The sequence below is a fragment of the Aristophania vespae genome (genome assembly GCF_009906835.1).
Taxonomy (GTDB): domain Bacteria; phylum Pseudomonadota; class Alphaproteobacteria; order Acetobacterales; family Acetobacteraceae; genus Aristophania; species Aristophania vespae.
The window spans coordinates 1,833,941-1,857,568 of the sequence record NZ_CP047652.1 but is presented as its reverse complement, the minus strand read 5'-3'; the positions used below and the strand labels follow the sequence as shown (position 1 = coordinate 1,857,568).

Here is a 23,628-nt window from a genome sequence, read left to right as displayed (position 1 = left end):
TTAGTGACGTTATTGGTGATATCAGCACTAACATGGCCTTTTTCACTGCGGATATTTCCTGCATTTGTGAGACTATCCGCTTTGATTGTGACATCGCCGGAAGTGGCAAGGAACTGCCCCTGAGCTCCATTGATGAGCTGGGATGTTTGGAGAGATGTTCCATCTATCCCCCCATAAACCCTTCATTATTGAAAGTTCCGCTGACTTTAAGGGAGAGAACCTTATTAGTTGTTAGAACAGAGTCTTTGTCAGAGTTATAATTTTGTGATGTGAGCTGTAAGGCATCTGTGCTTTCGATTGCTCCACCGTTATTAGAGAGGGCAGCAGATTGTAAGATTAGGCTGCCACCTGCATTAAGAATCTTGCCGTGACTATTATCGAGATCTTCCTTAGCTGTGACGGATAAATCACCAGAAGAAGTTGAGATCTCACCCTGGTTCGAGAGAGCGCTGTCACTGTTGAGGGTTAGTCCAGACTGGGCAGAGATAAGGCCGGAGTTATGAACTGAGCCTGCATTGAAAGCTAAATCTTGTTCAGCTGCAATGATTGAACCATTATTAGTGACGTTATTGGTGATATCAGCACTAACATGGCCTTTTTCACTGCGGATATTTCCTGCATTTGTGAGACTATCCGCTTTGATTGTGACATCGCCGGAAGTGGCAAGGAACTGCCCCTGAGCTCCATTGATGAGCTGGGATGTTTGAAGAGATGTTCCATTTATACCGCCAACGAGCCCTTCATTATTGAAAGATCTATCGACCTTGAGGGAGAGGGCCTTATTGGTTGTTAGAACAGAGTCTTTGTCAGAGTTATAATTTTGTGATGTGAGCTGTAGGGCATCTGTGCTCTCGATTGCTCCACCGTTATTAGAGAGGGCAGCAGATTGTAAGGTTAGGCTGCCACCTGCATTGAGAATCTTGCCGTGACTATTATCGAGATCTCCCTTAGCTGTGACGGATAAATTACCAGAAGAAGTTGAGATCTCACCCTGGTTCGAGAGAGTGCTGTCACTGTTGAGGGTTAGTCCAGACTGGGCAGAGATAAGGCCGGAGTTATTGAGTGATCTTGCTTTGAAATTCACATCCTGTGATGAAGTGGAGATTGAACCACTATTGGTAGCATCCTGAGCAATATCGATGCCAATATGACCTTTCTCGCTATTAATGAGACCTGCATTTGTGAGACTATCCGCTTTGATTGTGACATCACCGGAAGTAGAGAGGAATTGTCCCTGAGATCCATTGATGAACTGGGATGTTTGGAGAGATGTTCCATTTATACCGCCAACGAGCCCTTCATTATTGAAAGATCTATCGACCTTGAGGGAGAGGGCCTTATTGGTTGTTAGAACAGAGTCTTTATCAGAGTTATAATTTTGTGATGTGAGCTGTAGAGCATCTGTGCTTTCAATGGCTCCACTTTTATTAGAGAGGGCAGCAGATTGTAAGGTTAGGCTGCCATTTGCGTTAAGAATCTTCCCGTGATCATTATTAAGGTCTTCCTTAGCTGTGATGGATAAATTGCCAGAAGAAGTTGAGATCTCACCTTGATTGGAAAGGGTGCTGTCACTGTTGAGGGTTAGTCCAGACTGGGCAGAGATAAGGCCGGAGTTTTGGACTGACCCTGCATTGAGAGCTAGATCCTGTTCGGCAGCAACGATTGAACCACTATTAGTAATGTCATGGGTGATATCGGCATTAACATGGCCTTTTTCACTGCGGATATTTCCTGCATTTGCAAGATTGTCGGCTTTAAGTGTAACGTCACCAGAGGTGGAGATTATCTGGCTTTGTGCAGCTGCGGTGAGATTAGAGGTTTCTATAGCACTACCATTGACACCCCCAATCAGCCCGTCATTATTTATGCTTGTTCGTGCTGAGAGATGTAATAATTTTTGTGCAGAAAACGTGGCTGTTTGATCTGCATTATAATTTTCTAAAGTAGCGTCTAAATTCCCATTACTTTCGATGCTTCCTTCATCATTGGTTAAAGAAGCTGAGTGCAAAATTATATTGCCATTATTATTAAGAATTTTGCCTTGGCTGTTGTCGAAATCACTATAAGTTGTAATGTGCAAACTATCAGAAGAAGTAGAGATATTTCCTTTTTGGTTGGAAAAGAAACCATTGCTATTGAGCGTTAGGCCTTTTTTTGATGAGATGAGGCCAGAATTACGAAATGAAGCTGTATTAAAGACCAAATCCTGCGTAACAGCGTAAATTGTGCCGCTATTTGTGGTGTCCTGGGTAATGTCAGCGTTAATATGACCAGTCTCGGCACGGATCAGTCCAGAATTAGCAAAATTGTCAGCTTTAATCGAAATATTGCCGGCATTAGAGAGAGTCTGACCTTGAACTCCATTAGTAAACTGCGATGTTTCTATGGAGTTGCCATTAGCACTGGCAATAAGACCTTCATTGTCAAGATTGTTACTATTTGAAAAAGAAAGTTCATTACCTGTTCTAATAACAGAGTCTTTATTAGAGCTATAATTCTGTGATGAAATTTTCAGAGAGTCATTGCTCTCAATGAGGCCTGACTGGTTAGATAAAGAGGCTGCGTTAAGGGTTAAGGCATTGTTTCCATTAATAATTTTACCTTGATCGTTATTCAAGTCGCCCTGAGTTGAAACGAGTAAGGGGCCAGAAACTGTAGATACCTGTCCAGTCTGGTTAGATAAATATTTATGACTGTCTAAGTGAAGGCCTGTTTGAGCAGCTATTTTACCCTGATTTTTAATAGAGTTGGCTTGAATATTGATTGCGTTTTGCGAGGCTCCAATGCCTCCTATATTATTAAGTTCACCACTAGCTTCTAACTTAACACTTCCAGATTGTGCTGCGATTGTTCCGGTATTAGATAGATTTTTTCCTGTGTGGATTGAAAGATTTCCGCTTTGATTATTAATAGTTCCGCTATTGCTGAACTCATTTTTATTATCGATGGTAATATCATTTTGTGCCTGTAATGAACCAGTGCTTGATATAGCCCCATTAGATCTGATTTTAAGCTGGTTAGTTGTGCTTAATTGTCCGTTTAAAACGAGGTCGCCATTTGTTGTGAGGTGCATATCTCCTGCATTGGCAGCCATTGTGTTATTAACACGCACACCTGCGCCAGCTTCGTTTACAACCATGTAAATACTATGAGCGTATAACCCGCCCAAAGCTGCGGTATCTATAGACCATTCTGGTTTGTCAGAGCTGTCTTTATCAAGAGGATGGGCTATGTTACTACCGTACTCAACATAGTTACGCCCTGCAACAATATTGACATCTTGAGCGTTTAGCTGTGCTTTTAGCCTTATTTTGCGTGAAAGAATATCAAGCACCGGTACGGTTGTAAAATCACCTCCCTTTCCTTCAAAAGAAATTGTTCCGTTTTGTATATCAAACCCCTGAAGATGTCCCTGGCTGTCGAGTTTTGGTTGTCCCGTAACAAGGGTTGAGCGTGTTGTATTAATAAAGCCACACCCATTACATGTAATTCCATTCGGGTTCGCAATGATTACAGCGGCTTTATCCCCTGCAATTTCTGTATAGCCTAAAATATGTGAGGGAAGGTGTCCTGTAACTTCGTTAAGTATAACATGTGCTGACTGGCCTTGCAGATTGGGGTTTCCCATGATCTGGCCGCCAGTTTTTGTACCAATATTATGTGTGGCGTTATTAAGTATAAGTCCATTCTTTTTAACGCCATATTCTGTAAAAGCGTTATGAGATACGCCGTTGTTATTGGGTTTAGCTATGTTAATTTGGTCAAGACCATTTTGAGTATGGTCTAATGTAGGATGTGGTCCCGCTGCTTGATGGTCAATAATAATGCGCGGTGGAGCTTGTTGAGCCAGCACAGGACTTGTGACTGAAGCCAAAAATAAAGAGCTTGCTGCAAATAAATTTACTATTTTGCAAAAGAAACGTTTTTTCATGCCAAAAACTTTATGATTAAGCCTATTATTTTTCATCATAGTTTTAGTCCGGCGCTAAATAAGCCCAGCACACCTTCTGAGGGGAGGGGGCCTGTATGTACAGCGTGAGTGATAGATATGTTCCAAAAAGCTGGCCCGGTGGTTTTGCGCAATCCTGCGCCTGCACCGACTATTTCCCCACCTCTCAAAGCTTTAGGGAGGCTGGAATCTGCAAAACCAGCTCTTACAATGCCGAAGTCAAAAATTCCATATAACTGGGTGCTGTCAAATAAAGCATGGCAAAGCCCCTCATAGGGGCCGCAACTCAAATCTTCGGTGGGTAAGGTCCAAGAAAAATCATTACGCATGAACCCGCCATTATTGCCGATAAGCGCCTGTTCTATAAAACCACGAACACTATAGGGGCCACCAACCTGTAACTGGTTGGTAGAAAATTGATCATAGGTACTGATTTCAGCATGAAGTGTTGTGTGCCAGCTAAGTCTTTGTGTCAGAGGTTCATAACCATCAATATCAAGACTTGGTTTTAGATAAGAAGAATGAGGCTCGTTTTTAGAAGGATGAGGGAGGTAATTATCAGTGCCAGCAGCATCTATAGCAATTGCTGTTCCTGCAGTTACGTACCATATGCCCCCTAAAGCCTTGAGGGATTCACTAAGAGAGAGATTGACATAAGATTGGTGCCCAGTTTGCATATTAATCACTGTGTGATTAATGGCTGAGGCAAATCCCTTACGTTCGATACTGGCCTGAAAACTTGTTACACCTAGTTTGTTGCGGAGTAAAACGCGCGAAAATCCGACTTGCCAGTCTGTTCTTGAACCGCTGAGATTATAGAGTTCTGTGCCAGATTGTAGAGGATAACTATCCTGAGAGCGTGAGGCTGAGCCGAAAAAAGTCCAATATCCCCATGGGATAGAACCGCTAAAAGAAAAAAGTTCCGTTCCTCTAAAGCCATGATCAGGGCCCCTGAGGGAGTGGTCATATTCTACAGACCATAAATCAAGAAGTCCTAGAGGGTTTTCGGCCATTAACATGGCATGACCGACCTGGCGCCCCGTGACAGACTGCCCCAAATTATCAACCCAGCCTTGACCGTGAAAAATACCATTATCTGGTGTTTCGATAATGACCTTAGATGTGCCTGGTTCCTGGCCGGGGGCAATATGCATTTGCGCTCCCCAGTGGGGTAAGCGGTTCATTTGTTCAATGCCCTGCTCAAGATCACGCAGATTTAGGATTTTTGCATGTAGCCAGGGAAAGGCCATAGCTATAGTTGCGCGTCTTGGCCTTCCTTGCAGGTCTATGGCTGCAAGTTTGCCTTCTATAACTACAATTTTAAGAGTGCCGGTAGAGAGATGCTGTTCAGGCAGATAGGCTCGTGAGGTGATATAACCTTTTGTTATATAAGCATTATTTATGTCGTTAACTATAGAATTAATATCTCTAATGGTTAGGCAGCGTTCCTGATATGGATTAGTCAGTTGAGTGATTTTTTGAGAGCCAATATGGCGGTTTCCTTCAACCGTAATTTTATGAATCAAAACGCAGTTCTGCTCCGATGAAGAAGGAGCTGCTTTTGTTGTAGGCTGAAGCGTGGAAGAAGGAGGAGGCAGAGCGTTTAACTGCCTCTGACGCTGCTGAAATCTTTGGAACTGATCTTGAGCAGAGCCGGGGCCTGCTGGCAGACCTAAATGAGGGATGTCAGCCGCTTTTGCTGATGGCCCCGGTGTAGTCAGAGCCACCAGCAAAAAAGCTGCGAGAGAAATCCTCTGCTTTATGTAACTCATCTTATTATTAGGGAATTAGCGGAGGGGAGGGTGCTTTATCCAGCTATCAATATTTTGCATCGCTGTTTCAGCCCCGTTGAGTGAAAAAGCGATTGTTAAAGTACCGCCTCCTACAATTTTCCCAGCTTTAAACTGGCCCGTTTTTCCATTTTGGAATTGTTGGGCCTCTGCTTTATTGAGATCCAGTGAGGCAAGGCAACCTGTTGCAACACAACTTTGCCACTCTAAAGAAAGAGATTTTTTATTATCAATAGAGATCTCAGGTTGTGTTTTGAGTGAAAGTTGCAAAGGTGCCATGACAGTTAAGCGCCAGGGACGTTTGCTTAAAGGGGATTTTTTTGCGTTATCAGTTGCACGGGCTAAAACGACCATTCCAAGGGGAACAGATTTTTGGCCTTTTTGGGCAATGAGAGTTTGCTGTACGATGCAGCTCTGAGGGTCTTCTGACGCTCCTTTAAGAGGAAATGTGCAGCGATAAGACCATTCACCTATAGAACTTGAAATTGTTATGGGTGAAGACTGAGGGGGTGTTTCTTTTGAGTCCTTATTAGAGTCACTGGCAGCTTGACTCGTTGAGCCTATAATAAAGGGTGTAATCAACAGGACGGACTTGATAAGTTTACATATCATAATATTAACCACCTATATTATAAGCAAAAGACACTTTTAGGAGACTGCAATATAGTACCATTGTAGTCTTGGTTTCCTATACAAAGTTTTATACGTTATCAAGTAAAAATTTAACAAGTTTTAAGTAAATTTTGCCCAAATTTTAACGAAATAAAAAAAAGTTACATAAAATTTCTCTTATGCTAAATCAAGATAATCTAAATTTTCTTCTAATAATGAAATTATGGCGAAAATAAGAATTTTTTATTTACGAATGATTAATAGATACAAATTCTTAAGGCTTGTGCGATATTATAGATAATTACACTTTATTGTGACAGGGTTTGAGAGCACTTTGCATGGCTGAACTGAAAAAAGATTAAGTATTTCGCTTAAATATTATAGTTGTGCTAAAAATTGGCCCGCAAAAAAGTGGCAGAAAAAGAGGGAATTTTATGATGGTTTTTCTTCAGGACCATTTTACGTGGATTTTAGCGCTCCATATTATGGCGTTCATATCCTGGATGGCAGGTTTATTTTACCTGCCTAGATTATTTGTTTATCACACGCAGCTTGAGCATGGTTCTCGTGAAGATAAGCGTTTTGCTCTTATGGAGAGGCGTCTTTATAAACAGATAATGACCCCGGCTATGATTGTTACATTCGTAACAGGAATTACAATGGCCTCTTTGCCCCATATTGTAGACTGGCATAGTTTTTGGTGGTGGAGCAAAGTTATTTCGGTTTTGGCATTAGGTGCTTTTCAGGGGGCCTGCGGTATGTGGCGCCGTCTCTTTGAGCAGGGAAAAAACAGTCATAATGAGCGATTTTATCGCATTATCAACGAGGTCCCCACCATATTAATGATGATTATCGTCATTATGATCGTCGTAAGACCCTGAATTTTTTTCAGATCGTTTGCGGAAAAACTGAGTTTTTTTATGATGTTCGGATAGATGTTTTTCTTCTTCTCTTGCTTTGACAATTAATCGTCGTTCATGGCGGCGTAAAAACAGAAAAGCTATGATAATTAAAATAGCCGCTATGGAACCCAGAATAAGGCTAAAGGGCCCTGAGAATTTTTCAATCTGCCTACCAATTTCATAGGTTATGAGAACGTAACCACATCCCCATAAAATGCCACCTGACGCGTTGTAAAATAAAAAGCTTCTCCAGGGCATATGAGATGCTCCTGCTAGAAGCGCTATGAAAATACGCAAAATCATCATGAAGCGGCCAAAAAGAACACCTAACCCGCCAAAGTGACGAAATAGATAGCGCCCCAATAATAACCGGTCTTCATTGAGCCCTATTTTGGGACCGTGTTTTTCCAGTAAAGAAAAGCCAAATTTATAGCCTATCAAATAGCCTATATTATCGCCAATGATAGCCCCTGTTGCTGCTGCTATTATAAGGCCTTCGGGGCTAAAATGATGAGTTTGAGAGGCGTAAAGTGAGGCAAGCACCAAGAGGCTCTCTGCAGGGAGAGGGATACCCGTGCATTCAAGCATGATAATTAGGCCTATAAGGGTATAGGCATAAGGGCTCGGTATCTGTTCAATATAATTTGTGAGGTCTGAAATATGGAACAGGATCTTGCTCCTTGAATGATGCTGCGATCTTGCACAAAAGGCACTAATTACAGTTTATAAAAGAGTAAAGCCAAACATAAAACCCAACGAGGTCTTAAAATGCTGTCACAAACATCTTTATGCCAGAAACAATCTTGGGTTGATACATCTTTAATTGTTCGCAAAACACGGCAATTTAGTGATGTTAAAATAATAGGGGATTATAGTCTTTGGCTAGAGCGCCGCCCGGATGAGGGGGGACGTGCCGTTGTGGTAGCGCGAGACACGCAGGGTTTAATCAGGGATTTAACACCCTTAGGCTATGATATAGGTACTAAAGTTCACGAATATGGTGGCGGTGCCTGGGAAGCGCGTTTGACGCCTAAAGGTATAGAAATCATATTTAGTGACCGGAAAAAGGGCGGTATCTGGTTAAGTATAAATGGGCAAGAGGCTCAACAATGGATAAGCCAGACTGTTAGTGAGCAAGGCGAGGAGCTTATTTATCACTATGCTGACTTTTCTTTTCATCCTGATAGGGATGAAGTTTTTTGTGTTCGTGAATGTCAGAGTAGTGGTTATGAATCCTCTGATATTGCTTCTGTTAACCCTAATGGATTATGCAATATCTGGGCACGGGATTCCGACTTTTACGCAGCACCACGCCCCTCTCCCAATGGGCAGTTTCTGGCCTGGTATCAATGGCAAAATCCTTTCATGCCGTGGGATGAGACACAATTATGTGTGATAGATCTGACGACTAAAAGAAAATGGGTATTAGCCGGACAGGAAGGCGGGATTAGCCTCATAGAGCCTCGATGGGCTGGTCAGGATCTCTATGCTCTTTCAGATCAAAAACGTGGCGAGAAAGAGCAGGATCGTTATTGGTCGCCCATAAGATTTGAGTGGAATAATGGGGAGTGGCATACTCATATTTTACCCTCTGCTGGCGTCGAAATTGGTTTTCCTGCCTGGGTGTTTGGGCAAAATTCATATAGTGTTTTTGAAGATGGCCGTATTTTGGCGCGTGGTATCAAGGATGCTCTTCCCTGCTTTTTAATGTATGACCCAAAGCAGGGCTGGGAAAAACTTTCTGTTAAAGCTAGTCCCGAAATGGTTCCTTGTTCTGTCAATAAGGAAAAGACAGTTTTTGCCTGGATAGATGTTCCACAAGATGCGCCTCCAGCCTTGGCAATAGGGTCTTTAGATGGAGCATATGATCGTTTTCGTCTTGCCTGGGAGCTTCCGCCCCATGTGACTAAAAATGACATTTCCAGGGCAATTTCAGTGCATTTTGAGGTGGAAGAGGGGCCTTCGCCTTTGCAGGCGTTTTATTATCCTCCTGCGCAGGGCGATCATTGTTGGCATCAGGAAGGGGGACTGCCTCCTTTAGTGGTTTTGGTCCATGGAGGGCCTACAGGGCAGGCAAGTTCAGCTTTGTCTTTTAAAGTACAATGGTGGACGTCGCGTGGCTTTGCTGTCTTAGATGTTAATTATCGTGGGTCAACAGGCTTTGGTCGTACATATAGAGATGCTCTCAAAGGACTATGGGGGGTGCTTGATGTACAGGATTGTTGCACAGCTGTTAAAGCTCTTATTGAGCAGAAAAAAATAGACCCCCGTCGCTGTGTTATTCGGGGTAGTAGTGCAGGGGGGCTTACGGTTCTTTCAGCGCTGGCATCTTCAAAGCTCTTTCGTGGAGGAACGGTTTTTTATGGGGTTACGGATCTAACGGGGTTAGTGCAAGAAACACACCGTTTTGAAGCGCGTTATTTTGATGGCTTAATTGGTCCATGGCCCCAGGCAGAAGCTCTTTATAAAGAGCGCTCTCCCTTATCATGGCCGGAAAAACTGACCAATCCCGTTTTATTTCTTCATGGCGCAGAGGATCGGGTTGTGCCTCTTTCACAGGCCAAAGCTCTTGCTGATCAGATGAAAGAAGCTATTTTCCATATATACCCTCATGAAGGGCATGGTTTTAGAGCCCCTGACGTTATAGCTGATTCTTTGCAGAGGGAGTTGGAATTTTATGAGAGGCTGTTTTCTCTAGATTGTGAATAACTGAGAGGGCTGCCATCATAGCGAGTGAGCCAAATATAACAACGCCAAGTGCTTGACCGATCATAACGCCCTTAGGGCCATAATAAGCGCCAATAGTGACGAAAGGGATCGTGCCTAGAGTGGCACGTCCCCAATTAAAGGCGGTCGAATAAAGAGGATGGCCAAGATTGTTAAAAGCAGTGTTGGAGACGAAAAGCAGCCCGACAAACATATAGCTTGCAACAACCCCGAAGCAAAAGAGATTAACAAGCTCAATGCCTGCTCCTTGAACATGGAATAATTTCAAAATAACTGTGTGACAGCTTGCAAAAACAGCCCAGGCAATGGCTACACAAAGGGCTGTGAGTTTCAAAGAGCATATAAAAGCCTCTCTGACCCGGTGGAATTGTCCTGCTCCGAGATTTTGCGCCATAATAGGGCCTACTGACCCGGTCAGGGCAAAAACAAACGCAAATGAAACGGGTACTAAACGATCAACAACTGCTTGCCCTGATACAGCTTCAAGGCCAAAGCGTGACATGGCATGAGTAGCAAATAAAGCACCAACAGGTGTTGCTAGGTTAGTGCCGATGGCCGGTAGGGCAATATTACCAATTTCGCGTGTTGCAGGCATAATAAGGTTCAATTTAGGGCGTTCAATCATGGCGTGACCACGAAGATTGAGAAAGCCACTGACTGAAATTGCACAGCGTGAAAGAACTGTGCTGATGGCTGCTCCCTCTAATCCGAGATTAAAACCGAAAATCAGAATTGGATCTAAAATAGCGGTAAAAACTGCCCCTATTAATGTAACGCGCATAGAGCGTTTTGCATCACCTACTGCGCGTAATAGGGCTGAAAGAGTCATGCCCAGGCAAATAAGGGGCAAGGCTGGTGAGATAATATGGAGAAAGCGCGTAGCATGTATAAGAGCTTCTCCTTTAGCGCCTAAAAGAGTCAGAAAATAATGAGCAAAAATTGCCGTAAATAGTCCCAAAGCGAGTGTGACAATTATCATGACAACTAAAAAAGACGAGGCTAATTCTCGTGCGCGGTCATGCTGTCTGGCGCCAATGAGGCGGCCAATACAGGCTCCTAATCCTATGGCCATGCCCAGCCCTACGGCTGTCTGCACAAAACTAAGGGAGCTTGCAAAGGCAATAGCGGCGGTTAATGTCGGGTCATGTAAGTGCGAGATGTAGAAAAAATTCAGTAAATCAACAGCAAAAACTGCCATAAGCCCGACGGCCCCAGTAATCGCCATTGTTAGTACATGGCGCATAATACTGCCATGAACAAAACGCGCGCGATTTAGGGGACGATCTTTAATAAGAGGCTGAGGAGAATGAGAAAGTTTCTTTTTATCGTCAGGATCAGAAGAAGGATGATTATCCATAATGCACGATATTGCCTATTTACGTCTGGATAGTGATCTTTCCAGCTTCGCAAGAAAATTAATAATTTGCGATCATAGGCTCAAAACCAGCTTTTTCAACTGTCTTATAAATAGATTATACTGGTGTTTATGCTGCGCCATAGTGGCTTTCAGCATATTGGGTAATTAAACTGATTATAGCGCCTATAATAGCCAGAATCTCGTCGGGCCTTCCTTGTAAGTTTTTTATTCAATAATCACAAGCAATATCAGTTATGGTTATTAATCTAGGCTCTAACCATAGAATCTTTGTCCAATATGCAGGTATTTTCTAAAATGAATTTTTGATAAAAACAACAAACAAATTGATTGCGAAGTTATTTTAAAAAGATCACTATAAATAGTGTAAATGAATATAATTATTTATAAGATATAAAATTTTTATATTTATTCTTAGAAATAAAACAAATATGAGTAATTATTTTACACTAATATTTTAATGCTACATAATATCTATGATAAAATCAGGTTCTAAGTCTGTGATCATGTGATTATGGTTGAGAATAAGGAGAATAGGATATGGCTGCTATAAAAACAGCACTTATAACAGGTGGAACATCAGGAATTGGGTTAGCAATTGCCCGTAAGCTTGCTTCGCAGAACTGTAATATAATCTTGGTAGGAAGTCGTCCTTCAAAAGACTATTCAGAGGCTGTACAAATTGTTTCCAAAGTTGCTCAAACACAAGCTGGCTCTCCATGGGTGAAAAGCTATGGTGTGGATGTAACAAAAGAAGCTGATGTTACGGCTTTAATGAAAGTACTTCAGGCTGATAATATTACGCTTGATATCGTTGTTCATAGTGCAGGGGTATTTTTTGATACGCCTATTACTGATGAGTCGTCAGAAGCCTTTGATCGTATGATTGCCATTAATGTGAATGGTATGTGGAATATTATTCGCTCTGCCCTTCCATTGGTTAAAAAAGGGTCCGAAAATCAGCCAGGAGGTAAAATTGTTGCCCTCTCCTCCATTTGCTCCTTTTTTAGCTTTGCAACATATTCAGGTTATTGTGCGAGCAAAGCTGCCGTAACGGCTTTAACCAAATCCTTGGCTTTAGAGCTCGGCCCTATGGGCATTAATATTAATGCTGTAGAGCCTGGCCGTGTTGAGACGCCTATGCATGATCAGTTAATTAACGATCCTGCACAGGCTGAGATTTTAAAATCCATTGCTTCGTCCAACCCTAGCAGGCGTGCATTTTCAAGCCCTGATGATATTGCGAATGTTGTCGCGTTTCTTACAAGTGATGCTGCTCAGGCCATGCATGGCGCAGCTATCGTCATTGATGAAGGTATGTCTTTAGGGCTGGGTGCTTAAAATCCCATTTTAATAATGCTAAATTCTGGTGCTGGATGTGATTATAGTATTTCCAGTGGAACTTTCTTGTCTTTCATCATCAAGCACCAGATAAAGCTGCAAATATAATATCAGGGACGTAATGACTTTTGGTTCAGTTTGACCCTGCCCACAGCAAAGGGCGAGGTTTAAAGCCAAGATGTTTTTTGGCCAAATGGTTAGAGGCTCCCCTTAATCCCAAGTGAAAATATATTCCGGCCTCACTGACAGTTTTACGAGCTTCTTGAATGTCTATTTTTTTAGGTTCAGGAGCATTGATCCACTGCATAAAAGTGGGAAGCCACTGACGAACAGGCAGTGGGTGGTCATCGACTATATTATATGTTCCTGGCTTGGCGTGGAGTGCAGCAATTGTAGCTGCGATGGCATCGTCAATATGAACAAAAGACCATATAGCCTTGCCAGAACCAATTATGACAGACCCTTCATTGCATGATTGTTTGGCTAGAATACTATGCGGTCGATACCATGTGCCAGGGCCGTAAAAGAAGCCATAACGTAATATAACACCATCTAAATTTGGGGCCTGGGTAACATCATTTTCGTAATCTGCCAGAACCTGACAGCTTTCGCCGATAATATCGGGGGCTTGTATGCTTAAAGATGCTTTTTCATCAGCAAGACAATCTTCGGGAGCATCAAGATAAAACCCTTTAGATTGCATGATGTACCGTCGTACATTAAGTAATTTTGCGGCCTCTAAAAGGTTTTGACCTCCTAATTTATGGAGGTGGGTATCAAGCGGTATTGAGCTAAGAATATCCGCTGGATCAGAAGGTAAATGAGTCATCTGATCAATAATAACGTTGGGTCTTATGGCAGAAATTGCCGTTTGTACTTCAGTGCGGTCAAAAATATTGACGGCATAAGTTTTGACACCGATCTCTTTAAGGCAAGCTTTTTCTGTTTTGGGGCGCGTTATGGCCGAAACATCATAGCCCAGGGCGCAAAGTGCTCTAATAAGGGGAAGTCCGATTGTGCCTGTCGCCCCGGCAACAAGAATTTTCATAGTAAGGTCCTGGAGTTTGTGAAGGTGGGGGCTAGCCGATAAGTTAATTTTGGGCCAGACATGACGTGTTTTAAAATGGTTTATGCGGGTAGTGACAGAAGGGTAAAATTAATTAGGTTCATATAAAAGAACTAAAAATCTTTATTTTTAATGTACCAAAAATATGGTGGTCATTATTAAAAATGATGACCGTCAGGACTGATTGCGAATGACGTGGTCAAGTTTTTTACAGGCCTGTAGTAAGTCTTTTCCTTCTGGATCGGCGAGGCCAAGGAGAAGGCCAGAATGTGATGGTGTATTTGGCATATACCAGCGAGAGAGAGCCGAAGGGGCTAATCCATAATGACTGGCCTGGCTAATAATGGTTTCATCCTGTACGGTTTCTGGCAATTGTAAAAGGATAGATAGTCCTTTGATTTCAGCTTTATGACCCATCTGATTAAACTCAGCACATAAAGCCTGACTTCTCGCATGATAAAGCCGTTTCATTTTTCGGAGATGTCGCAAAAAATGGCCCTCATGCATAAAATTTCTGATAGCCATTTGTAGGGCAGGCTCAGGAGCAGGAGAGAGTGTGGCGACAATATCGCCTATTATGTCTATGAGAGAAGGAGGGGCCACCAGAAAGCCCAGCCTTAAGTTAGGGCTAATTGTTTTGCTGAAAGTGCCAGTATAAATAACGCGTCCTTTTGAATCCAAGGAAGCAAGGGCCGGGGCTGCACGATGGTTTAACTGTAACTCTCCAAGATAATCATCTTCGATAATCCAGCTATGATTTTGGTCTGCCCGATTGAGAAGCTGGGCACGTCTTTTGAGAGATAATGTTACTCCCAAAGGGGCTTGCTGCCCTGCTGTTACCAAAGCCAAAGCGGCGTCTTTGGCGTGTGATAAACCAAATTCTATGTTCATTCCTTCATGATCAACAGGCACAGCTACAAGCGACAACCCTGCCAGTTCCAATGCTTTACGTGCTGGAGGAAAGCCAGGATTTTCTACCCAGGCTTTTTCGCCGTGTAATTTAAGGGCCTGTAAAATTACGCTTAAAGCGCCTGTAAAGCCGGAGGTAATGAATATTTGGGAGGGATGGCATTTTAGGCCGCGCGATAAGGCAAGTTGGGCAGCTATTTCTGTCCGAAATTCTATTTCGCCACGCGGATCAGGGTAAAGCTGTTGAGATGACATGCGGGCTCGCATAGCGGCGGAAAATAAACGGGCCAGTGTTGTTGCTGGAAAATTATCTTTTGCCGGAATACCCATTTGGAAAAAGCCGCGAGCTAGCAAAAAGTCCCGATATAAAGCAGAGTTGGGGACTGGCTCAGAAATTGTCGGAATGTTATTTTTTTCTGGTAAAAACGGAGCAACTCTTGTCCCCTGAGAGGGTGATGATGCAACTAGCTGATCGTCTTTTAGGCGGTCATAAGCAGATTTCACTGTTCCACGTGAAACACCAAGCTGAGCTGCCAGATCCAGCCAGGAAGGCAGGCGAGCACCTGGTGCCAAAAGACCTTTTGAAATAGCGTCCGTTACTCCCTTTCTAATTTGTTCTGAAAGTGAGATTTGCTCGTTTCGGTCAATATTAACTGGTAATTTAGGAGTGCGTTTCACGATATGTTTTTCAGTAATTTCATGGCGTTACGTAATATATTAATTGAAATTACGATGGCCAACATTATTTAGAGTGACTAGTTTTTGAAATATTCTGCATTATAAAACGTTCGAGCTAGAATATAACATCACGGTTTAGCTCATAGTGGCATTAGGTGGTACAGAGTGATTATTCATTTTTGGTACTTTTTTCTTTCCTAAATAAGGCACATTCTGACTCATAAATTACGTCATTAAGCTATGTATATATGAGTGAAATTATGTCTCAGCGGATTAATTACGAAAAGATCTCACCCGAGGGTGTAAAATCATTAGGGAGCATTTATGCCTATATTGAGCAATGTGGGCTCGATAAAACATTAATGGAGCTTGTTTATTTACGTGTAAGTCAGATTAATGGATGTGCTTATTGCCTTGATCTGCACATGCGTGCGCTTTTAAGAAAAAATTTAAGTCCTGTTAAGCTTTCTCTCGTGGGGCTTTGGGGTGAGGCAGGACCGGTTTTTAGTGAGCGTGAAAAAGCAGCATTTGCATGGGCAGAAACTGTGACACGAATTTCAGAAACTCATGTGCCTGACAAAGCTTTTCAGGCAGCCTCTGCGGTTTTTACTGAAAAAGAACTTGTAGATATGACGCTCGCTATTGGTCTTATGAATGCCTATAACCGCCTGGCGATCAGCTTTAGGAGAGTGCCACAAGAAGCAGTACTCACTGAAAGCTGTGGTACAACATTATAAGATTTTCTCGGTTCTTTTTTCTGGTCTCCAGCTTGTTATTCCGACCTAAAGGAGACCAACCATAATGTCAGTAAAACGCTTTTCTTTATTATGTGTGATGGCGAGTGGAATATTACTTTCTGGCACGATAAGTGCAAAGGCAGAAGGTGATATTATAAAGCCAGGATTTGATCACAAATTACCCAATGTCCCGGGCAAATCACTAAGGGTTGTAGAGGTTACTTACCCGCTTGGGACATCATCTTTGCCCCATACTCATGCACCCTCAGCCTTTATTTATGCCTATGTTGTACAAGGTAAAATCGTTAGCCAAATCGCCGGTCAGGCAGAGCATGTTTATAATGCTGGAGAAAGTTGGTACGAAGATCCGGGCGCGCATCATATTGTAAGTCGTAATGCCAGCAAGACAGAACCGGCTAAATTACTTGCTGTCTTCATTGTCGATAATGATGATAATGAGCTTACTAAGTTAGATCGGCCAAAATAAAAAACCACACTTTATATTATGCAGAGTGAAGGGCCTTTTAGGTGTAAATTACCTTTGCAGAAGGTCTTTGCAGTCTTACGGACTAAATTACTTACCGTCTTCATTGCGATAATGAGCTTGCTAGGCTAGATCGGCCAAAATAGAAAACCATATTTTATATTATGCAGAGTGAAGGGCCTTCTAAGCATAAATTATCTTTATAAAAGGTCTCTCCAATCTTTTGATAAAAAAGAAAATATATAAATTTTGTCGATCATAACTCTTTCAAAACAGAGTTTTATGCCCATCTTTAGCATTAAATATGAGGCCCAACGCTAATATATATCGTGGTCTATTTAAACGTTAAGGAGGAAAGAGACAGAATGAGTGAGATAAAAAGCTCAGTAACAGAACCTTCTCAGGGTGAGCAGCACCATTTTAGTGCTGAGGTTGGACGTCTGCTTGATTTGGTTGTTCACTCTCTTTATTCAGATCGTGAAATCTTTTTGCGTGAATTGGTTGCTAATGCAGCCGATGCCACAGATAAAAGACGCTTTGAGGCTCTAACTCAGTCTTCTCTGGCGCTGCCAGAAAACCCGCAAATCCTCATTACGCCTAACAAGGATAGTAAAACACTGACCATTTCTGACAATGGTCTCGGTATGAATCGTGAAGAACTTGTGCAAAATCTTGGTACAATTGCACGTTCTGGAACGAAAGCTTTTGAGGAAAAATTAACAAGCGCCAAGCCTGAAGAGCGCCCCAGCCTTATTGGTCAGTTTGGTGTTGGCTTTTATTCTGCCTTTATGGTGGCAGATCGTGTTGATGTGATTTCACGTAAGGCAGGTGAAGAGCAGGCCACTTTATGGAGCTCTGAAGGTAAAGGAGCCTATACCCTTAGTGATGCAAGCCGTGAACAGGCAGGTACTGACATCATTCTTTATATGAAAGATGATTCAGAAGAGTTCCTGGACACACATCGCTTGCGGGCTATTATTCGCAAATGGGCAGATCATATTTCCTGGCCTGTAGCGCTGCGTGAAACTAAAGAAGATGGCACGAGCGAAGAAAATACCATTAATGAGGGGAAAGCTTTGTGGCTTCGCCCGAAAGCGGAAATCACAACCGAGCAATATACCGAGTTTTATCGTCATATAGCTCATGCTTTTGATGAACCTTATGCGACGCTCCACTGGCATGCCGAAGGTACGGTAGAATTTAACTCTCTTTTATTTATTCCATCTGCACGTCCATTTGACTTTATGGAACAGTCAGATCGCGAGAGTCATGTTCATTTACATGTAAAACGCATGTTTATCACTGATGATGCAAAGCTTGTCCCGAACTGGATGAGATTTGTTCAGGGTGTTGTGGATACTGATGACATTCCGCTTAATGTTTCACGTGAAATGTTGCAGACAACGCCAGTGTTGGCGCGTATTCGCAAGGCTGTGACACGGCGTGTCATGAGCGAAATTAAATCACGTGCTAAGGAAAATGACGATAAGTTTAAGAGCTTTTGGGAGAATTTTGGGGCCGTCATTAAAGAAGGGCTTTGGGAAGATTCAGACCATCGCCAAGAAATTGCAGAAATCGCGCGTTTCCACACAAGCTATGACGACTCACTGACAACATTAGATGAGTATATTAGCCGCTTAAAGCCTGAGCAGGATGCGATTTATTACCTTGTTGGTGATAATTTGGAAGCTCTTAAAGCGTCTGCCCAGCTTGAAGGTTTCCGTGCGCGTGGTTTAGAAGTTCTGCTACTGTCTGATCCTGTTGATAGCTTCTGGCCCGATCGTTTACATTCTTTCAAAGATAAAGTGCTTCGTTCCGTGGCACAGGCTCATAATGATCTGGAGAAATTTTCTTCGGAACTTAAAGATCAGGCCGAGCCAGTTGAGACCGAAAAACTTGTTCCTGCTTTAAAAGAAGCTTTGGGTGAAACCGTCAAGGAAGTTCGTCCTACAGACCGCCTGACAGGTAGTGCTGTAGTGCTTTCCTCTGAGGGTGGACCTGATTTGGCCATGCAGCGCTTATTGCGTCGTTCTGGGCAGGCTTTCCCTGCTATGCCCCCTGTTTTAGAGATTAACCCACGTCATCCACTTATTCGCAGTTTAAGTGAGAGCGTGGAAAAGGGAGAAAATATCTCTGATTACGCACGCATATTACTAGATCTTGCTCGTGTGCAGGAAGGCGAAGCCCTTTCTGACCCGGGTGGTTTTGCACGGCGTTTAGCCGCTCTTTTGGCACAATAACGACCTTTAAAGTGCTACGATTTTGCGAGGGAGGGGCTTTGCTCCTCCCTTTTTAGTAAGAAATAACAGTTCCCAAATCCTGGCCTAGTTCTTTTAAACGGTGGTGATGGGTGAAAAAGAGAATCTGCGTTTTTTGAGAAAATTCAGACAGGATTTCGAGGCCGGCCCGAGCGCGTTCATCGTCAAACGTCATGAATAAATCATCAGCCATGAGAGGAAGAGAAATTCCCTTACTTAATTCCTGCTCTAATCTGGCCAGCCTTAAGGCAAGATAGGCCTGATCCCGCGTGCCTTCGCTCATGGCGCTTAATTCTAGCTGATGATCATTACGCGCTGCATTGGCAACGAGTATCATGCTATTAGGGCCTTCTTCGGTGCTTAAAGACTGATAAGCCCCCAAAGTCAGCTTTTCGAATAAAGGACTGGCTCTTTCCAGAAGTGGACCATAATTTCGGTCTCTCTGTTGCCTGACCATGGAGAGTAAAAGAGCTTCCTGAAGATAGAGTGATATATATTGCTCTGTCTTATCTTCAATAGAGGCTTGGAGGGTCTGTAATTTACTTTGCAGACCATAAGCCAGATCTTTATTTTCTAGCTCTTCCACTTCTTTTTCAGCTTCGGTCACATCTCTCACAGCATCGTCACGCTGCTTGTCTAATATCTCTTTCTCTGCTTTAAGCCTATGCTGTTCTCTATCGAGAGAGGCTTCATCTATGTCTTTTAATTCTTGGCAGATGGCCTCCAAAGACCGTCCTCCACCTGTCTCAATCAGGTCGTGAGAGCGTCTTTCAAGGTCACTCTGGCGTTTATATTGTTCTTGGTCTTTAGAGGCCTGCTCCATAAGAGATTTGTAGGATGTTTCCGGCCCTAATGTTTCAAGATAAGGATGTAGGGCGCGTTTTATCTCTTCAAGCGCAGCAAGCTGCTTTTTATAATCATCTTCTTCCCGGTTAAGGTCATTGCGTACTATTTTACGTTCATTTTCTGCTAATTTTTCTGCTTTGAGTTTTTCATGAAGCGTCTTGAGATCAAGGAATTTATGGCGGGCCAAAAGATCTCTTTTTTGAGAATTTAGCTGCTCTTTTTTATTTTCGTAACGCGTAAGATTAGTTTCCAGACTCTTAAGCTCATTTGATCGGGAGACCAGTTTTCTGAGCTGAGAAAGATCCTCATAAGAAACCGCTAAAGGATAAGAAAGTTTTTCACAAAGGGAGGCCCATTCCTCTTCCCATTTTATGCGTTTTTTCTTGAGTACGGCGAGTTCATGCTCCGTTTCCCTGCGTTTTTTCTCTAATTGCCTGATTTCATTATGCACTGCATCGTAATTTTGACAGTCTTGCTCAATCTGGTTTCTTTTCTGGTCAATGAGTGAAATGGCCTCAGACACTGATATGGTCCGGTCAAGGGCATGAGCTTTTCTAATCTAGAGAAAAGCTGCTCTTTCTTACCTTTTGCGGCATTTATAGTGTCATTAGCTTTTCCGAGCTTTTTATGAAAATCTAAATAACGCTCGTAATTTTGACGCCAAAGGACAAATTCTGTTGGAGAAAGAGCAGGTAAGTGAGCGTCTTTTAACCGGCTGAACCAGTCCTGTCTTATCTTGTCTAAATTTTTGCGTGATTGAGCAACAGCTTCACTATGTTGGTGGTGTAAAAGCGCAGTTTTATCACGCTGGGCTTCAATTTCTTTAAATTTGGCCAGATTTTCTATTTGCGTCAAATATTGATCTATAAGCTGGTCTGTCTTTGTAATTTTGTCTTTGAGAGATAAAAATATTTCCTGAAATTGCTCTGGATTAGAGTGGTTTTCAGAGAGTTCGTTAAGAAGACTATTGCGTTCTTCTCTTATGTTTGAAACATCTTTGGGAGAGATAGTGAGTTTATTTTCTATTTGCGCAAGTTCAAGCTTTTTGAGGTCGAGTTCGCATTGCGACTCACTCTGTTTAATTATTTTCTGATCCAGATCATTTTGTGCATTTTCTTCTTTTTTCTGAGCAAGCAAACGCTCTTCTTCTGATGGTGGGACCAGATTTTCTAAAGATATGTCTGAACCTAAAAATTCCAGCCGTTTTTTTTGCTGCTCAATAGACCGTTTTAGCTCATCTAGATCAAGAAGGGTTTGCTCAAGTGTACCGTCCAGTGAAACTTGGCTAGAGGCATGATCCCGCCAGGCTGAAAGGAGGCGTAAGGCCTCTCTTTGCGGTTCTGGGGGCAAGTCTGCTTCCAAAGTAGATTTTTCCAGATCATCTTCAGTAAGTGAATTTGAATGACTTTCCCACTGAACAGAAATGTCCCGGCGTTTCTGACAATGGCTTTCAAGTTCGTCAAAATCTTCTTCTAAAGGAAGTTTATCTTCCTTTGAAAGGGAGAGTTGAGCATAGAGAGAGTCTATATTTTCCTGTAATATTATGCGTCTTTTTGCTTTAGTTTCATAATCAGTTTGCGAAGCTGCAAGCTCTTCTTCAAGTTTAAAACTATCTTGAATGAGTTGGTCATCTGCTAAAAAATCAGGTGTCTTGCCCAAATTTTCTAAAGTGCTTTTTAGGCGGGTAAGTTTTTCGCTCTGTTTTTCTGCTTGTATCAATATGGTTTCATATTGAGTGCAATTATCAAGGATTGCAGAACCGTCTTTTTGAGTAAAAACAGGAGCAGGATAAGACTCACAATCCTTTAAAGCGCTTTTATAATGATTAAAGGGGCATAAAAGATTTTGCTTTTTTGTCAGATGATGAAGCTGGATATCAATATTAGTGATTTGATTTTTGATATTATCTAACTGGCTTTTTCTGTCTTCCAGCTGTTTGCGTGTTTCTAAAAGTTTTTTTGGAAGGGTGATGGCTCCTTTTAGGGTCTTATTAGTCTGATCATAATCAGATAGAGCCTGATTTAACTCAGGAACTCTGCCTCCCTTTTTCCATAAGGCTTCTTTTTTTGTGTGAATTGCGTCCTGGATGCTGGCCAGATTTTCTATTCCCAAGCTCGCTGCCAGAAGCTGAAAGCCATTATCATGTTTGGACTCAGTAAAACTTTTCCCCCCGTCTCTCAGTCTGTAATGATCAAGTGACCAGAATTTTTCAAAATTTTCACGGTCTAATGAGCCTAGGCACTCCTTAATAAGCTGATCGTCTAGTTCATTTTGGTCTGTCTCATCGTAAAAACTTGCTTTTCGGGATGATCGTCTTACACCACTTAATAATTGCCCTTTATGGCTGATAGTACCGCCTACACGGAATTTTGTGCGGCTTTTCCAGTCATCTCCTTTGGAGCGGAAGGGAAATCCAAAGAGAAAGTCGCGTATGGCTGCTGATGTTGTTGATTTGCCAGCCTCGTTTGGTCCGAAAATAATATGCAAATCCCGCTCTTTTTGCGGGAAGTGAAAATGTTTTTCTTTCAAAGAGCCATAAGGCGTTAGACTTAATTTTTCAAAACGCATTATTTATCCTGCTGGCTTAGTTGAAAGCGTAGGGCACGGGCGGCTTTGCCAACCAGCTCCTCAAATGCCTCTTCTTCATAAATGGTTTTATCAATCTGATGGGGCAGTAACGTCAAAAGAGGTGTTAAATTCTTCTTCAATGTTACTGATAAGTGCTCTTCTTTCAAAACATCATCTAAAGCTTCATCAAGGGCAGAAAGCTGGGATTGATTAAGTTCTTTTTGGAGAAGTGTCGTTTTGCACTCTATTTTTTCCAGCGCAATAACGGTTTCATCGCCATTTAAAGGATGGAGAAGAGCTGAGATATCATCAACCAAGTCATGACTAGCTAAAATCCTGTCATTTAATGACGTTGCACCTGTTAGAATGCATCTGACAAGAAGCAAATAGCCCCCAGAATTTTCGATAGCTCTTTCAAAAGCGCTTTTGGCAAGATCTAGCATGTCTTCCCATGAAGTTATGCTCGTCAGATCAATGGTGACCTCTTCCCAGCGTAAAACATCACAGGGCACAAAGCGCACTTCTTTTACTTCGTGATCTTCAACATCAATCAAACAGACCCCAGAAGCCCCAGTCTCCCTAATATTACGTCCCTGCAAAACACCTGGATATACAATCCAGGGATCTTGATGAATGATTTTATGTTTATGAACATGCCCCAAGGCCCAGTAATCATAATTTTTATTAATCAGGTCTGTCGTACTACAGGGAGCATAGGATATGTGATTTTCGTAATTACCCTCAAGGGATGTATGTAATATCCCTATATTAAAATATCCTGGTTCGGGAGAGGGAAAGTCGGGAATAACATTGTTATTTATAGATTTTGTTTCAAAACTTAACCCATGAAGAGCTACTTTAAGCTCTTCTATAATTTTGGTGCTGGGTTTTTTTGAAGGAAATTTGTGGATCTCGGCTGTCATAGGTAATTCTTTGATAATGACAGAGTCTGCATCATGATTACCTGCGACATAGTAAACGGGAATGTTTTTTGCTGTCAGGCGGCTTAAGGCCCTGAGCATATAATGGCCTGTGCCTGAATCCTTCCAGGAGCCGTCATAGAGATCTCCAGATAAAATAACAAAAGCTACTTTTTCTCTAAGGGCAAGCTCAACAAGATTATCAAGGGCTTTACGATTTGGCTTATTATCGAGCCTTTCAATGACAGAATCGTCAGAAAAACGCTGTCTCAGCCCTTTCATTGGGCTATCAAGGTGAATATCAGCAGCGTGCAGAAAACGAAACCGGCTCATGATCAATAATCTTTTGTTTTTTTACGACCTTTTTACCTTAAGGAGTCTCTCTCTTTAGCTCAAGCACGAGATATTCTTGATTTTTACTTACGAAATTGATTTATCTCTCCCTATCTTTGTTCTCTTTATAAAA

General features: G+C 42.3%; 16 protein-coding genes. 6 read left to right on the top strand and 10 right to left on the bottom strand.

The features are described 5' to 3' along the window. Nucleotides 1-163: 163 nt before the first annotated feature. Genes GT348_RS08335 through GT348_RS08325 form a run of 3 tightly spaced genes read right to left on the bottom strand, consistent with a single transcriptional unit; the run spans nucleotide 164 to nucleotide 6,351 of the window. Complete coding sequence (locus GT348_RS08335; RefSeq protein ID WP_236646490.1) at nucleotides 164-3,970, bottom strand: two-partner secretion domain-containing protein; 3,807 nt, start codon at nucleotides 3,968-3,970, stop codon at nucleotides 164-166. Then, entirely contained in the window at nucleotides 3,967-5,676 is a 1,710-nt protein-coding gene (locus GT348_RS08330) for a ShlB/FhaC/HecB family hemolysin secretion/activation protein (protein ID WP_236646489.1), read from the bottom strand. The genes GT348_RS08335 and GT348_RS08330 overlap by 4 nt, the downstream gene beginning before the upstream one ends. 60 nt (nucleotides 5,677-5,736) lie before the next feature. After that, complete coding sequence (locus GT348_RS08325) at nucleotides 5,737-6,351, bottom strand: invasion associated locus B family protein (protein ID WP_160619299.1); 615 nt, start codon at nucleotides 6,349-6,351, stop codon at nucleotides 5,737-5,739. 434 nt (nucleotides 6,352-6,785) lie between these two features. On the opposite strand from GT348_RS08325, the gene hemJ reads away from it, so the two are divergent. Continuing rightward, the gene (hemJ, locus tag GT348_RS08320) at nucleotides 6,786-7,232 is read left to right on the top strand and encodes a protoporphyrinogen oxidase HemJ (protein ID WP_160619298.1); all 447 of its coding nucleotides are present in this window, start codon (nucleotides 6,786-6,788) and stop codon (nucleotides 7,230-7,232) included. On the opposite strand, the gene GT348_RS08315 is transcribed toward hemJ, so the two are convergent. Continuing rightward, complete coding sequence (locus tag GT348_RS08315) at nucleotides 7,191-7,841, bottom strand: DedA family protein (protein ID WP_160619297.1); 651 nt, start codon at nucleotides 7,839-7,841, stop codon at nucleotides 7,191-7,193. The genes hemJ and GT348_RS08315 overlap by 42 nt on opposite strands. 180 nt (nucleotides 7,842-8,021) lie before the next feature. On the opposite strand from GT348_RS08315, the gene GT348_RS08310 reads away from it, so the two are divergent. Then, the gene (locus GT348_RS08310) at nucleotides 8,022-9,962 is read left to right on the top strand and encodes an alpha/beta hydrolase family protein (RefSeq protein WP_160619296.1); all 1,941 of its coding nucleotides are present in this window, start codon (nucleotides 8,022-8,024) and stop codon (nucleotides 9,960-9,962) included. On the opposite strand, the gene GT348_RS08305 is transcribed toward GT348_RS08310, so the two are convergent. Then, nucleotides 9,895-11,337 carry an MATE family efflux transporter gene (locus GT348_RS08305; RefSeq protein WP_236646488.1) on the bottom strand — a complete coding sequence of 481 codons (1,443 nt, stop codon included), beginning with the start codon at nucleotides 11,335-11,337 and terminating at the stop codon, nucleotides 9,895-9,897. The two genes, GT348_RS08310 and GT348_RS08305, sit on opposite strands and share 68 nt — an antisense overlap. Nucleotides 11,338-11,895: 558 nt before the next feature. Here GT348_RS08305 and GT348_RS08300 point away from each other — a divergent pair. Next, nucleotides 11,896-12,696: an SDR family NAD(P)-dependent oxidoreductase gene (locus tag GT348_RS08300; RefSeq protein ID WP_160619295.1), complete on the top strand. Its 801-nt coding sequence runs from the start codon at nucleotides 11,896-11,898 to the stop codon at nucleotides 12,694-12,696. 133 nt (nucleotides 12,697-12,829) lie between these two features. On the opposite strand, the gene GT348_RS08295 is transcribed toward GT348_RS08300, so the two are convergent. Together GT348_RS08295 and pdxR are read right to left on the bottom strand one after the other, a co-directional pair. Further along, on the bottom strand, nucleotides 12,830-13,744 hold the full coding sequence (locus GT348_RS08295; RefSeq protein WP_160619294.1) for an NAD-dependent epimerase/dehydratase family protein: 915 nt from the start codon (nucleotides 13,742-13,744) through the stop codon (nucleotides 12,830-12,832). Between the two features lie 192 nt (nucleotides 13,745-13,936). Next, nucleotides 13,937-15,349: a MocR-like pyridoxine biosynthesis transcription factor PdxR gene (gene pdxR / locus GT348_RS08290; protein ID WP_236646487.1), complete on the bottom strand. Its 1,413-nt coding sequence runs from the start codon at nucleotides 15,347-15,349 to the stop codon at nucleotides 13,937-13,939. A gap of 260 nt (nucleotides 15,350-15,609) precedes the next feature. Here pdxR and GT348_RS08285 point away from each other — a divergent pair, with 260 nt between their 5' ends. The 3 genes from GT348_RS08285 to htpG all read left to right on the top strand — a co-directional run bounded on the left by GT348_RS08285 (nucleotide 15,610) and on the right by htpG (nucleotide 18,810). Then, nucleotides 15,610-16,086, top strand: coding sequence for a carboxymuconolactone decarboxylase family protein (locus tag GT348_RS08285; protein WP_160619293.1), 477 nt, complete (start codon nucleotides 15,610-15,612; stop codon nucleotides 16,084-16,086). Between the two features lie 64 nt (nucleotides 16,087-16,150). Then, nucleotides 16,151-16,573 carry a cupin domain-containing protein gene (locus GT348_RS08280; RefSeq protein WP_160619292.1) on the top strand — a complete coding sequence of 141 codons (423 nt, stop codon included), beginning with the start codon at nucleotides 16,151-16,153 and terminating at the stop codon, nucleotides 16,571-16,573. Nucleotides 16,574-16,935: 362 nt separating this feature from the next. Further along, complete coding sequence (htpG, locus tag GT348_RS08275) at nucleotides 16,936-18,810, top strand: molecular chaperone HtpG (RefSeq protein WP_160619291.1); 1,875 nt, start codon at nucleotides 16,936-16,938, stop codon at nucleotides 18,808-18,810. Between the two features lie 52 nt (nucleotides 18,811-18,862). Here the strand turns inward: htpG and GT348_RS08270 are convergent, their stop codons facing one another. The 3 genes from GT348_RS08270 to GT348_RS08260 are packed head-to-tail and all read right to left on the bottom strand — an operon-like array spanning nucleotide 18,863 to nucleotide 23,495. Next, on the bottom strand, nucleotides 18,863-20,197 hold the full coding sequence (locus tag GT348_RS08270; protein ID WP_160619290.1) for an ATP-binding protein: 1,335 nt from the start codon (nucleotides 20,195-20,197) through the stop codon (nucleotides 18,863-18,865). After that, on the bottom strand, nucleotides 20,101-22,242 hold the full coding sequence (locus tag GT348_RS08265) for an AAA family ATPase (RefSeq protein WP_160619289.1): 2,142 nt from the start codon (nucleotides 22,240-22,242) through the stop codon (nucleotides 20,101-20,103). The genes GT348_RS08270 and GT348_RS08265 overlap by 97 nt, the downstream gene beginning before the upstream one ends. Further along, nucleotides 22,242-23,495: a metallophosphoesterase family protein gene (locus tag GT348_RS08260; RefSeq protein ID WP_160619288.1), complete on the bottom strand. Its 1,254-nt coding sequence runs from the start codon at nucleotides 23,493-23,495 to the stop codon at nucleotides 22,242-22,244. Before GT348_RS08260 ends, GT348_RS08265 begins: the two co-directional genes overlap by 1 nt. Nucleotides 23,496-23,628 lie beyond the last annotated feature (133 nt).